The 12,329-nt window shown below is 43.5% G+C and carries 12 protein-coding genes and 1 pseudogene; 11 read left to right on the top strand and 2 right to left on the bottom strand.

What is annotated here, in order from left to right:
* Positions 1 to 113: 113 nt before the first annotated feature.
* Both TX85_RS22035 and TX85_RS22030 read left to right on the top strand, forming a co-directional pair.
* Positions 114 to 491 (top strand): MerR family transcriptional regulator, encoded by a 378-nt coding sequence (locus TX85_RS22035; protein ID WP_044482013.1) that lies wholly within the window; start codon positions 114 to 116, stop codon positions 489 to 491.
* A gap of 285 nt (positions 492 to 776) precedes the next feature.
* Positions 777 to 1,520 carry an SDR family oxidoreductase gene (locus TX85_RS22030; RefSeq protein ID WP_044482012.1) on the top strand — a complete coding sequence of 248 codons (744 nt, stop codon included), beginning with the start codon at positions 777 to 779 and terminating at the stop codon, positions 1,518 to 1,520.
* Between the two features lie 508 nt (positions 1,521 to 2,028).
* On the opposite strand, the gene TX85_RS22025 is transcribed toward TX85_RS22030, so the two are convergent.
* Positions 2,029 to 2,901: a LysR family transcriptional regulator gene (locus tag TX85_RS22025; protein WP_044482011.1), complete on the bottom strand. Its 873-nt coding sequence runs from the start codon at positions 2,899 to 2,901 to the stop codon at positions 2,029 to 2,031.
* Positions 2,902 to 3,006: 105 nt separating this feature from the next.
* Between TX85_RS22025 and TX85_RS22020 the strand changes: the two genes are divergently transcribed.
* The 6 genes and pseudogenes from TX85_RS22020 to TX85_RS21995 all read left to right on the top strand — a co-directional run bounded on the left by TX85_RS22020 (position 3,007) and on the right by TX85_RS21995 (position 8,255).
* On the top strand, positions 3,007 to 3,951 hold the full coding sequence (locus TX85_RS22020) for a DMT family transporter (protein ID WP_044482010.1): 945 nt from the start codon (positions 3,007 to 3,009) through the stop codon (positions 3,949 to 3,951).
* A gap of 344 nt (positions 3,952 to 4,295) precedes the next feature.
* Positions 4,296 to 4,745 carry a MarR family winged helix-turn-helix transcriptional regulator gene (locus TX85_RS22015; RefSeq protein WP_044482009.1) on the top strand — a complete coding sequence of 150 codons (450 nt, stop codon included), beginning with the start codon at positions 4,296 to 4,298 and terminating at the stop codon, positions 4,743 to 4,745.
* 31 nt (positions 4,746 to 4,776) lie between these two features.
* Complete coding sequence (locus TX85_RS22010; protein WP_044482008.1) at positions 4,777 to 5,631, top strand: DUF6544 family protein; 855 nt, start codon at positions 4,777 to 4,779, stop codon at positions 5,629 to 5,631.
* A gap of 109 nt (positions 5,632 to 5,740) precedes the next feature.
* On the top strand, positions 5,741 to 6,709 hold the full coding sequence (locus TX85_RS22005) for a helix-turn-helix transcriptional regulator (protein ID WP_044482007.1): 969 nt from the start codon (positions 5,741 to 5,743) through the stop codon (positions 6,707 to 6,709).
* Between the two features lie 146 nt (positions 6,710 to 6,855).
* Positions 6,856 to 7,083 (top strand): annotated as a pseudogene (locus TX85_RS28240) (CPBP family intramembrane glutamic endopeptidase); the annotation flags it as partial.
* 173 nt (positions 7,084 to 7,256) lie between these two features.
* Positions 7,257 to 8,255 (top strand): MerR family transcriptional regulator, encoded by a 999-nt coding sequence (locus TX85_RS21995; RefSeq protein WP_044482005.1) that lies wholly within the window; start codon positions 7,257 to 7,259, stop codon positions 8,253 to 8,255.
* A gap of 18 nt (positions 8,256 to 8,273) precedes the next feature.
* Here the strand turns inward: TX85_RS21995 and TX85_RS21990 are convergent, their stop codons facing one another.
* Positions 8,274 to 9,299 carry a helix-turn-helix transcriptional regulator gene (locus TX85_RS21990; protein WP_044482004.1) on the bottom strand — a complete coding sequence of 342 codons (1,026 nt, stop codon included), beginning with the start codon at positions 9,297 to 9,299 and terminating at the stop codon, positions 8,274 to 8,276.
* A gap of 170 nt (positions 9,300 to 9,469) precedes the next feature.
* Between TX85_RS21990 and TX85_RS21985 the strand changes: the two genes are divergently transcribed.
* From TX85_RS21985 to TX85_RS21975, 3 genes are all read left to right on the top strand, one after another.
* Complete coding sequence (locus tag TX85_RS21985; RefSeq protein ID WP_044482003.1) at positions 9,470 to 10,429, top strand: phosphotransferase family protein; 960 nt, start codon at positions 9,470 to 9,472, stop codon at positions 10,427 to 10,429.
* A 91-nt stretch (positions 10,430 to 10,520) separates the two neighbouring features.
* Positions 10,521 to 11,240: a hypothetical protein gene (locus tag TX85_RS21980; protein ID WP_199558848.1), complete on the top strand. Its 720-nt coding sequence runs from the start codon at positions 10,521 to 10,523 to the stop codon at positions 11,238 to 11,240.
* A 242-nt stretch (positions 11,241 to 11,482) separates the two neighbouring features.
* Positions 11,483 to 12,325: a nucleotidyltransferase domain-containing protein gene (locus tag TX85_RS21975; protein WP_044482002.1), complete on the top strand. Its 843-nt coding sequence runs from the start codon at positions 11,483 to 11,485 to the stop codon at positions 12,323 to 12,325.
* The last annotated feature ends 4 nt before the right edge of the window (positions 12,326 to 12,329 follow it).

Raw genomic sequence — 12,329 nt, 5'->3', positions numbered from 1 at the left:
GGAAGTGAATTTAATATTGAATACATCTTAATCCTACAGTAAACTCTAAGCTAAAAGCTTGTTGAATCCGCCACTAAACTAGAAGATCCCGTTGATGACTGGAGGAAAAAGCGATGTCTACGATTAAAGAAATTTCGGAAAAAACTGGGATTACCCCATATACACTTCGATTTTATGAACGGGAAGGAATCCTGCCATGCGTCAAGCGCGATTCGAGTGGCAATCGATTGTATGACGAAGAGAGTAAGGAATGGTTGGATTTTATTTTGGCGCTGCGAGCGACAGGCATGCCACTTGCCGAAATCAGGAAATATGTGGATTTATACCAGGAAGGCGAGAACACACTTAAAATACGTAAACAAATGATGCTGATGCACAAGGAAAAAGTGGAGAAGGACCTCTCGGAAACGATTAAGTATTTGGAGCAAATCAATTACAAGCTGGCGCTTTATGACATGCAGGAAAAAGGATTGGCCAAGATGCTGCCCTAGATACCGTTTCGCAACATTTTCACTCTAACGTGGAGTGCGTTTCCTGGATGGAGACGCCTATTTTTTTTGCGTATATATTAGAGTAACCTCTAATGAACTTTATGTATTTATTTTCTATATTTTTCCATTAATTATCCTTCATCATCTAAAAATCTACGGATTTGTGAGGGTTTCTCCTATGCGAATTTAATTAAGTGTTGAGGCTTGACTTATAGATAACTCTAATTGATAACCTAGAATCAAGCCAGCGATGAGTGGCTTATAAAAGACAAAGGGGATGTACACATGAATACAAAAGTAGCAATCATCACAGGTGCAAGCAGCGGAATGGGAGCGGCTACGGCCAAACTTCTCGCACAACACAACATTAAAGTCATGCTTGCTGCTCGCCGGGAAAATCGATTACAGCAGCTGCAAGAAGAAATCCGTAACGCTGGAGGCGAAGCCAGCTACAAAGTGACTGACGTCACTTCGCGAGCTGACGTGGAGGCTTTGGCAGATGAAACCCTAAAAGTCTATGGACAAATAGACATTTTGATTAATAATGCTGGAATAATGCCTCTTTCGTTCTTCAAAAATTTGAAAGTTGACGAATGGGAGAGAATGATCGATGTGAACATTAAGGGCGTCCTCTATGGGATGGCGGCAGTGTACAAACATATGGAAGAACGTAATGAGGGACATATCATTAATTTTTCGTCCATTGCGGGACATATTATCTTCCCTTCAAGCTCAATTTATAGTGCGACCAAGCATGCTGTACGGGTGTTAACAGAAGGAATGCGAACCGAATTGGGAGCCATGCAAAATATTCGGACGACTCTTATCTCCCCCGGCGCAGTGGAGACCGAACTGTACGATACTATAACCGACAACTCGATTTATCCAGCCTTGGAGAAATTGGGCAGCCAGGAATGGAGTCAACTTGACCCAAGTGACATTGCGAGAACCATCCTGTTTGCTATCCAGCAGCCGACGAACGTAACCATTAATGAACTGATTGTTCGCCCCACGTCTCAAAGCTTATAAAGTTGGCAAGATAGTTCAAGCTTTGGAGCCAGCTCCCCGTATATGAGGGAGCAAGCACCTTGCAAGTTTAAGCAGCCAGTCATCGATAATTAATTGGTGACTGGCTGCTTAGATTGGTTTGAATGGGAATTGGGTTATAGTAAGGGCGTAAACGATTCGATGGTGGGCTTGCCGTTACGAACAATTTGGCTCGCCTTCGTTCTAGCCATCATGATCATATATCATCGTGTTATTATACGCACAACTAGACGCTTGAACGCATTACCGCATATGTGGATCGAGTAGGGCCCCCGCTACTCCCTCTGTGGCATTTCCAAAGTGATGGAACGTTTAAGACTCAGCTATACGAAACCGACCTGCACGCTTAGAGCGGCAGATCCAGAGAAGCAACGCGGGGATATTTAAGCAACACCGCAAACCATAACATTCATTTATCAATGACTTCTGGATCGATCAGTATAAAAATGATGAGCTATTGAAACGTAAGCGCCACGCCCAATATAGCCTGCTACAATTGGCTAGCTGAGAGTCCGGTCAAAATTTCATGAACAGCCTTCGCGGCTGGTGTCAATTCGTCGAACGACTGGGTAATAATTCCGATTTGCTGACGTATAGGGGGAGAGACAGGCTTGATGATCAGATCGTGTCGAAGAGCAAATTGAGAAATGCGGCTGATGATTCCGATACCCAAGCGATGCTGAACCATGTTCACCAGTGTTTCTGCTGTTTGCACGATCAATGGACTGCTAAGTCCCTTATGCCGACCTGCTAGTAAACTTGATAACGTGCCCTCATACCCGCTGCGGCAAAAAATCAGCTCCTCCTGATGCTTCATCATATCCAATTCCTCGGAAGAAGCCAGTTGGTGGTCCTGAGGCAGTACCGCCACCATATCATCTTCATATAACAGATGCCAGTCAAATGAGCTAAACGGTGCCAATACAATACCGATTTCAACCGCACGCTCTTCTACCCATGTCTTAATCTCGTTCGACGACCCTTCCCTAAGCTGAATACGAACGGTGCCATACCGGGATTTGAGCAAAGACATCGCAGAGGGCATCAAATGGCTGGATGCCATGGGTAGAGCACCTACCTTTACGGTGCAGTCCACAAGGCTATTTTCCCGATTAGCGATTTGACGAATCTTCTCTTCAATCATGATCATTTGTCTTGCCAGAATCAGGATCTCTTTGCCCATATCGGACAAGATTAATCCATTTCGTTTATCTCGCCAAAACAATTGAGCATTTAGTTGACCTTCCAGGCTCTTAATGGCTTTGCTGACTGCAGGCTGGGTAATAAACAGCTCTCTTGCCGCCTCAGTAATGTGCATTTTCTCCGCCACAACGGTAAAGATACGCAAATTATGCAGGTTCATAACCTTTCATTCATGCCACCTATCTTTAAAATTCATTTCAGTTATACCTCTATCTCCCTTATTATAAAACTTAGTCATTAAATATTAAAGAGCGGGGGATCAACCGTGCCATACAAAAAAGTAATTACCTATCTGATTGTCGCTAGCTTATTAATCAGTTCGCTGGAAATCACGTTGAAAATTGCCGGAAATGACTTTCATCCCGTACAACTGACGTTTCTTCGTTTTGCCATTGGCGGATTGGCGTTATTAGTTCCTTCCTTGAGCTCCATGCGTAAGAATAACATCAGCCTAGACCAAAGGGCCTGGTCACTGCTCGCGCTTAATGGATTCATGGTGGTTGTAATCAGCATGATCTTGTTCCAATTGGCGGTAGACCATGCCAAGGCATCCACTGTCGCTGTATTATTTAGCTGCAATCCCGTGTTCACTTTGCTTCTGTCCTATCTGTTCCTAAAAGAAAAGCTGTCCAAGCTGACCCTGCTGTCAATCGTTCTTTCCAGCATCGGCCTTTTTGTCATTGTCAATCCCGCCGATCTGAATGAACCGCTTGGGATCACCTTCGCGCTATTGAGTGCTGTTGCCTTTGCCGTCTACAGCATGATCTCTCGCTTGGTGAGCACTCGTACCGGTCTAAGCGGACTCGCTGTTACCGGATTTACGCTCTTGATCGGCAGCGCTGAATTGCTGGCACTGATGCTTCTCACCCATGTTCAACCGCTGGCCGCCGTCTTCTCGGGCGTTCCAGGAATGGAGACATTCGTGCATATCCCGCTATGGACGGGAGTTGCCTGGGATAATGTGGCGCTCCTGCTGCTTGCCGGCATAGGCAACAGCGCCGCTGCCTTTGCAATATATTTCCTGATTATGGAGTTGTCGAATGTATCCGTGGCCTCCATCCCGTTTTTTATAAAACCAGGACTAGCTCCTTTATTATCGTTCCTGATTTTATCAGAACAAATAACCGTTCGCTTGATCATTGGCATCGTAATTATATTGACGGGATCGCTGCTTATCATTTACAGTAGTCGCCCCCGCACTACGCCCTAATTGCCAGAATGAAATAATAAAACCTGTTACTGTAGGGGGAGCATTTTTTATGAGGTTCTGGGAATCGCCAAGGGCCGGAATTCAAGCTTGACGCCAACATCGCTGCTCTACTTGGATGAAAATGTGACGCCCTGGTCGTAAAAATGACCAGGGCGTTTTGTTACAGTTTTGACGAATGTGTTGCTTTTAGACTTGCCAAACAAAGCCCGTATTGAAGAACTTGCAGAAAACATTGGACTTACAGACAGGATTCATGACAAACAGAAAACTTATCTCCTTGACAGGAGAAATATCCTCATGCTAGATATATAATATATTACCTATTGATTCGGGAGAGGCAGGGGATGACTGTGGATGAGAATAAAGGGAATATTTTCGCCTCGCTATTCATTATCGCAAATCGACTGCAGGTACTGGGGGATCGGCTGGATCTCGAAGTAACGGTGAAGCAGTGGCTGTTGATTGCCATTATGTATAAAAGTCAGCCGCAGATACTCTCTGTGAAAGAAATTGCCGGCGTACTCAGCGTTTCTCATCAGAACGTCATGCAAATGGTCCGAAGTCTTGATAAGAAGGGCTTTGTTCAAATTTCCATCGATAACTCCGATCGCCGTATCAAACGAATCAGCCTTACTGCGAGATGTCAGGAGCATTTTGCGGGGAGAGAAGATCGGGAGTTGGCCTTTTTACACGATTTGTTCGAGTGCTTCACGGATGATGATCTCCGGCACTTCACAGCCCTTATTGATCAATTAGTATCGAACATCGTAAAGTTGGAAGCGCGTATGAATTAATTTCACTGATGGATCATAGAGGAGGCGGCGCATGCATTGGCTTCAGACTTTAGTCATTATTATCACGATTATCGGATCAGGATTACTCATAGCTGCGTTTGTTAAAAATTTCACTTTTCGGCAAAGCGTAAAAAAGGAAACAGCTCTCCTTCTGCAAGCATGCTTTCATGAGCCCGTTATCCAAATCAATGAAGATAGGTTGCAGCAGTTGCCGCCGCCGGTGTTGAGGTGGTTGCGCCTTACTCATGCATTGGACATGGAGAAGCCGATTCGATCGGTGATGATTAGGCAGGAAGGAATGCTGCGCACGAAGCCAGAGGGAAGGTGGATGCCGTTCAGCGCAAAGCAGTACTCCTTGCTTGACTGGCCTTCTTTCATCTGGAGGGCGAGAATTCGGGCGGCTCCGGGGGTTAAGATTCATGGCAGAGACTTGTACCTGAACGGTCAAGCCGATATGCTCATCAAGCTTATGGGCGTGTTAAAGGTGGGGCATGCACATGGCCGCGAGATTAATCAGGGATCGCTTGTACGATATCTGGCTGAAATGGTCTGGTATCCGACAGCGGCTTTGTCGCCGTATATTTCTTGGGAAGCGATCGGTGACGATATGGCGCGAGCCAACATCTCCTATGGAGACATCAACGCGTCAGGCACCTTTTATTTTCAAAAAACGGGCGAGCCCGTTCGTTTTGTGGCGCAACGATATAAAGAAGCTGGAGGAACCTGCACTTTGGAGGAGTGGGAGATTCGTATGGGAACCTACAAACAATTTCAGGGTATTCTCATTCCTTCGCAGGGCGAGGTTAGCTGGAACCTGCGAACGGGGCCGTTTCACTGGTTTCGATTCGAAGTGAAGGAAGCGCAGTTCGATGACGTCCCAAAATGATTCGGCGATGGGAAGCTATATCCTCGCTTTTCAGCAAGTAAAATCAAACAATGAAATTTCCATCACTCTATAATGGCTTTAGAGTCGTTGAAACGAGGTGAACAGACGAATGTACGAGTGGCACAAGCAAATCCAAATCATCGTTGATGAAATTGACGAGTGTATTCAACATCGTAACGGTGAAGCGATATCGCTCCGATTTCTTTCCCGCAAGTTAGGTTATTCCGAATTTCATATGACGAGAAAATTTAAGGAAATATCGGGTATGCAATTTAGGGATTATCTGCGGCACAGAAAACTGGCCTTTGCACTAAAAGAGGTTCGGGATAGTGACAAAAGCCTGTTGGATATTGCGTTTGAATATGGTTTTTCATCACATGAAGCTTTTACCCGAGCTTTTAAGGGAACCTATGGTGTAACTCCAAGTGAATACCGAAAACAGCCTATGCCTGTTGCCCTTCGTACAAAAATCACCCCTTTCGACCGCTACTTTTTCGGATTGGGAGAGATCGGTATGATCAAATCGGCAGACGGGGTTAACGTTTATTTTGTAACCATTCCCGCGCACAAATTTTTGCATATCAAAAACGATGAGAGTAATGGGTATTGGGATTTTTGGCAAAAGCAAAGCCTTATTCCCGGCCAGGACTGCGAAACCATATGCGGCTTGCTCGATAGTATCAAGGGTAAATTGGATGACGATGGCGGGAGTGTTACGAACAGCGGCAGCGGTCAGATTATGGCGTACATCATTGACCCGGACGGCAGACTCTGCGGTTGGGGGATTCCACGTACAGAGTGCTATGGTGTGCGACTTCCTTTGGATTATCAAGGCGAAGTCCCCCCACAAATGCTATTGATCGATGTTCCCGAAGCCGATTATCTCGTCTTTGAACATGGGCCGTTTGATTATGAGCAGGAAAATCGCAGTGTGGAGGAGAAGCTGGAACAAGCAATGGCAACTTTTGATTTTGCAGGCACCGGTTACTGTCTGGATACTTCCCCCGGCAGAATCATTTACATGTATCATGATCCGGAGCGGTTTTTTAAGTATATCAGACCGGTACGGAAGTCATAATCGTTAGAAGCACCTGACCAATCCGGCAGGTGCTTTACTACATATGATTAAGTCCTGACACCTTCCTCAACCAAGTGATAAAAGTCAAAGCGTCCATACGCTAAAATTAATATATAGTATCAATAAAAGGTGGGGATGAAGAAATCATGACGGACAAAAAGATCGCAGTACAATTTACGCTGCTGACATTTTTCATAGCCTACCTTGTGTCAGGTGCTTTGATTGCTCTTGGGCCATTCGGATATACGGTACACAATTGGGTTCACACATTCCAGCAATTCATGATGAATATTCCTTTTGCAATCTATATTTTGTCGCCCGCTATTGCTTCGTATATCGTTCTGAGGAAAAACAAACAAGTAGCTTCAATGCGGCATCCCCCATCTTCGGTACGACGACTATGACTTGGGCGGGAACCATTGCCGCAAATGCTGCGATTGTTCTTGTTTCAATTGTAACCGTTGTGATGTACGACAAGAAGCACAGGAGAACCTTGACATTGACGTCGTGTCGCACTTTATGATCTGTATGAGAAAGGAGATCAGGCATGAACAATTTAAAGACGATAACAGAGGTTACAAAATTGTTGGGTATTTCTACCCGCATGTTGCGCTATTATGAACAACTGGGTCTGATTCAAAGTCAACGAGTGCAAGGGTACTCTTACCGGGTATACGATGCAGAAGCTTGTACGCGCATAAACCAAATCCTTATTCTACGTAAACTACGCATCTCTTTGAAACAAATAGGTATGTTACTGGCTAATCCGGATGCTGTTCATGCAACAAATATCCTTATTCAGAACATTCATGCTATCAATATCGAAATCGATTCATTATCAACCATTCGTTCCATTTTAAACAAATTCGTGGATGAGCTTCGAGAAAAGTCAGGCATCTGTCTTATGACAGATATTTTGGAAAATGCCGATATAGTGCCGATCATTGCACCGCTTTCTAACATAAATCACAAAATAAAGGAGGAGAAAACATTGGAGGATTTAAACAAGGCAAGTGAAAATCTGGACAAATTAAGTGATAGGGATGTGCGGATTATTTACCTGCCGCCTGCCGCTGTGGCTGCTTATCAATATGAGGGAGATGAACCGGAAAGCACGGTCTCACGAATGATAGATAAGTTTGTGTTAGAGCATGATTTACCAAAAATCAAACCGGATTTGCGTCATTATGGATTCAATGCCCCGAATCCGGTCGACGAAACAAATCATCATGGTTACGAGATGTGGGTTACCATCCCGGAGGATATGGAAGTGCCGGAGCCTTTGGTAAAGAAACGCTTTAACGGGGGATTATATGCCGCGTACATGATCCCGTTCGGTCACTTTGAAGCATGGGATTGGCTTGCAAGATGGGTCAGAAATAGCGAAAAATACGAGTATGCTGGCAACTGGGACTCTGGAAACATGTTCGGCTGGCTTGAAGAATCCTTAAATTATGTGAATCGAGTGTATCTTCCTGACCCGGAAGGTGAAGGCTTTCAGCTTGATCTATTAATTCCAGTCAAAGAAAATTGCTTAAATTCATGACATTAGAGGCAACAAATATCATCGGTTCTTTCGAAATTCGCTTGGAGTCATATTATATTTTTCGCGGATCATTTTATAGATGATAACGGCGTTTTTATACCCTACTCGTTCAGCAATTTGTTCAATGGATAGATTCGTGTATCGGATTAATTTCTCGATTTCTCCCATCCGTATATCTCTTACTATTTTCTGAAAGCTTTCTCCAAATTCCTCGGAGATTAATCGGCTAAGATAGCACTTATTATATGAAAATTCATTAGCCAATTGGTCCAGGGTAATGGTTTGCATATTTTCTCTTACATAGTTCAGCAGTTGTTCATGTTGTAATCGTTTCGTTTTCATTTCAAAATGCATACTGTTTATGATGGATTTACTTCTGCTAAGCTCGACGAATAACAGCTTTAAATAATAGCACATGGCATCTTCAAAGTAGTCTGCCTTTTGATAGTATTCAGTAACCAATCTTTCAACAAAAGTCCTGATTAACGGATTTGACGCCGTACGAAAATGCAAATAGTGGTAGGATAAACTCCTTTTCATCACTGACTTAGTTAAAAAATCAAGAATGGAGTCCTGAAACTCCTGACGTTCGCCAAATTCAAACCCTAAGTACCTAGGGGGAATAATCATCTTGATGATGATGTCTTCTGGATTTGGCTGATACAATGCGTGCAGCACATTCTGGTTAAGAATAAATAATTCTCCTTCATTCAGAATCATGAGCTGATCTTGCGATTCAATATATTGATAACAAAGACCTTTATATACGTAGACCATTTCGATAAAGTCGTGCCGATGAAAATAAGGTGTCGTTGAATAGTGATGCTTCTTAGCGCTGATTGTATCTTGCGTTCGGATCAACATATCAGGTGTAGCATGATTCTGGTTCAACGAAGGAAATACATATTGTTGATCCTCAATAAGCTTTCTCATATTGTCATTTAATTGATACTCATCTTCCATTAATTCATCGAGTGAACGGTCAATCCGCTTTTTCTCTTCCAGATCTGACAGTTGAAGCACTTTATAAAAGGAATGATCCAAGTTGATTGCCCCTCTCAAACGTTATAAGTCAAACTATAAGTATGAAAAAGTAAACTTAAGATAGGTAAGATCTAAAGTGGGTAAATATGTTTTTCTATGCTTTGAAATTATACTGGAGCTAGGCCAGGTGAAAATGGAATAGATAACAACATGGACAAAGGGTGGGAGAAATGGCGTATTTAACTAAAAACATCCAAAGTGAATCGACACTCGCAAAATTGATTCAGCAGGCTTTCCCTGAGAGAAAACTCGAAAATTTTCGTGAACTGACGGAAGGATATTTTAATATCGCCTACGAGGTTTCTTTCGATGATGGGACAGCAAGTATTCTCAAGATAGCGCCTCACCCTACAGTCACGGTCATGACCTACGAACAGAATATCATGGAGTCCGAAGTGCGTTCAATGCGATTAGTTGCACAGAAGACCCATGTCCCCGTACCGAGGGTCGAATTTTATGATCCCTCATGTCAATGGTGTAGTGCGCCCTATTTTTTCATGGAAAAGTTAAAAGGAGAAAGCTTGTCTACCCGGAAATCAAGATTGACCCCACAGGAGGTAAACGATGTTTATTCTCTGGTGGGTTCGCTGACTAAAGAAATTAACCAAATTACAAACGCTTACTTCGGTTATCCTGGCCTAAAGAAATTTCAAGGCGAAAACTGGTATGAAGTGTTTTGTGAAATGTTGAAAGCCGTCATGATGGATGCAGAAAAGGAAAGCATTGATCTTAAAATCTCATCGCGCGAGCTGCTGGATTTACTGGATAAAGATAAAAACCTATTTCTTGAGGTTGTAACGCCTCGTTTAGTTCATTGGGATGTATGGGATGGCAATATTTTTATTGAGGACGGGAGGCTTACGGGGATCATTGATTGGGAGCGATGCCTGTGGGGCGATCCGCTTATGGAGGTTGGATTCAGATCCTATGCTCAATCGCCTGACTTTTTGAGAGGCTACGGAATTGGGCAGCTGACAGAGGAGGAGAACCGAAGAATTCTTTGGTACGATCTTTATTTGTTAATGATCGTTGCGCAAGAACATGTGTATCGGAAGTATGAAACGGCGGACTCATATGACTGGGCGACAACCTTATTAGGTAAGAAATATATCGAGTTGAACCCTAAATGATAAAAGTCATGAAGTATAGCCTATATATAAAGGAGAGAGACATGAATATAGAAATTATACTATTCCGTGAAAGCGAATATGGTGTTTTCTTATGATGAGCAATAAACCCAAGAAGGATTTATCGTTGGAACAGCGAAAAACAGACGTGGATTTATGGGCTATTGCCTTGATTTCTTTTGTGGTGCTTGGGATATACATGGTATTTCAAAATCAATTTATTGCGTTTGTAAAGGATAGCAGTATTAATATCCTTCTGCGTGTCCTTTGGAGCGCTGGCTTTCAATTTGGTCTGGCGGGATTAGGAATTGTCATGGTGTCCATGATCAGAAAAGAGAATCTGCTTACTTATGGTTTGAACAGAAAAGGGGCGGTACTATCCGTTATTTTGTGTTCCCTATGCTTTGTTCCTTATATGATTTTCATGCTATCGACGGGGCAAATAACAAGCTATTTACCATTCCAGTCGGTTTGGACAACCCGGGAGGTGTTATTGAACGATTTTCCGATAAATGTTATTGGAATACTAATAACTGCTATTGTCTGGGGGTTCTTTGAAGGTTTCAATTACGTGGTAATCAGCGATAAAATCAACCGGCGATATCCCAGTAAGAATCGATGGCTTAATTGGGGAGCTATTGCTTGCGCTGTGCTGTGCATCCTTATTCATGGTGCAATCGGTGTAACTGCTGAAGGTATTATTGAAATGTTGACGATATTTCTCATTGTCTATGGCATGGTGATGGTAAAAGAATACACCGGGAATGCCTGGGGCTGTGTGTTTATCTTTACATTTTTTTGGAATGCCTTTTAGAGATAATGTTTGTGAAAAGTATAACATTATGGAGAGTGAATAAGATGAAGTGAAAAGGGCATATGAGATGTTGAAGAAGGATGGAACGGTGCTGCTACCATTGGGTTCCCTTCCATGGAGCTCTTGTTGCGCTGATGTAGTCGACAAATACGGTGTATACTGGTATATCGCAGTATAGGAGTTCGTAATGAAGACATAGGTATTGAAGCAGATCGAAGGTCAGAACCCAAGGAGGATATGCGATGTTAAACGAACTTCAATCTGTACATAACGCATTCATAACAGCCATGAAAGCTGAACAAGGTGTGCTGGGAGCATGGTATTTTGGCTCTGCCGCTCATGGGACAACGGACGATCATTCCGATATCGACATTGTTTTTCTCGTGGAAGAAGCCGCTTATACGGCGGTGGATGAAAAACTCACGGTTATGCTTGGCGGCGTGTGTGATGAAGTCATCCTTTGTTGGCCGGAGGATTTCAACAGTCAGGCCATCAAGAACTATGGCTATATTTTGCGGCAGAAGGAGCATCTGTTTCAGTATGATGTGTTCCTCTTAAACAAGGCACGCATCAATGAGGAGATATGCCGGATTCACTACACCGAGTTGCAAGCAAAGGATATCGTCTTTGATCGGGATGGCAGTGTGCAAGCGTTGGCGGATTTGGGAGTCAAAGGGCATTTGTGGAAAGATGACATTCGGAGGCTGATTACGACTTATTGGTTTCATGTGCAGATGTCCGCCAAGTATTTTGCGCGCCAAGACTTTTTTAAGTTAAACGGGGTCCTGCGCATTTTGATGGATACGCATAGCTCTTTGCTGTTGACGGCATATGATCAAATCACCTGGGGCGGCTCGGCCAGCAAGCTGCATTATATAGATGAAACTAAACAAAAGCATTTGATGAAATATGGCTGTACAGAAGATTTGGTGATGGTCAGAGATAACCTCCTGCAAGCCATGGAATGGTTTGAGGACGATGTCAGAGAATTCGCAGTGCTGGATGAAAGCATACTCAGCCCAAGAGCCATTGAACTTATCAAGCAGGACTGGACCATAAAAACCGGATCGATTGTTAATTTGTAATGGA

Source organism: Paenibacillus antibioticophila (genome assembly GCF_000455265.1).
Taxonomy (GTDB): domain Bacteria; phylum Bacillota; class Bacilli; order Paenibacillales; family Paenibacillaceae; genus Fontibacillus; species Fontibacillus antibioticophila.
This window is presented reverse-complemented; position numbering and strand designations above follow the sequence as displayed.

Coding starts and splice junctions, on each gene's coding strand:
- TX85_RS21985 (WP_044482003.1), top strand. CDS start 9,470: ATGGCGTATTTAACTAAAAACATCCAAAGTGAATCGACACTCGCAAAA.
- TX85_RS22025 (WP_044482011.1), bottom strand. CDS start 2,901: ATGAACCTGCATAATTTGCGTATCTTTACCGTTGTGGCGGAGAAAATG.
- TX85_RS22035 (WP_044482013.1), top strand. CDS start 114: ATGTCTACGATTAAAGAAATTTCGGAAAAAACTGGGATTACCCCATAT.
- TX85_RS21975 (WP_044482002.1), top strand. CDS start 11,483: ATGTTAAACGAACTTCAATCTGTACATAACGCATTCATAACAGCCATG.
- TX85_RS22005 (WP_044482007.1), top strand. CDS start 5,741: ATGTACGAGTGGCACAAGCAAATCCAAATCATCGTTGATGAAATTGAC.
- TX85_RS21980 (WP_199558848.1), top strand. CDS start 10,521: ATGATGAGCAATAAACCCAAGAAGGATTTATCGTTGGAACAGCGAAAA.
- TX85_RS22010 (WP_044482008.1), top strand. CDS start 4,777: ATGCATTGGCTTCAGACTTTAGTCATTATTATCACGATTATCGGATCA.
- TX85_RS22030 (WP_044482012.1), top strand. CDS start 777: ATGAATACAAAAGTAGCAATCATCACAGGTGCAAGCAGCGGAATGGGA.
- TX85_RS22015 (WP_044482009.1), top strand. CDS start 4,296: ATGACTGTGGATGAGAATAAAGGGAATATTTTCGCCTCGCTATTCATT.
- TX85_RS21995 (WP_044482005.1), top strand. CDS start 7,257: ATGAACAATTTAAAGACGATAACAGAGGTTACAAAATTGTTGGGTATT.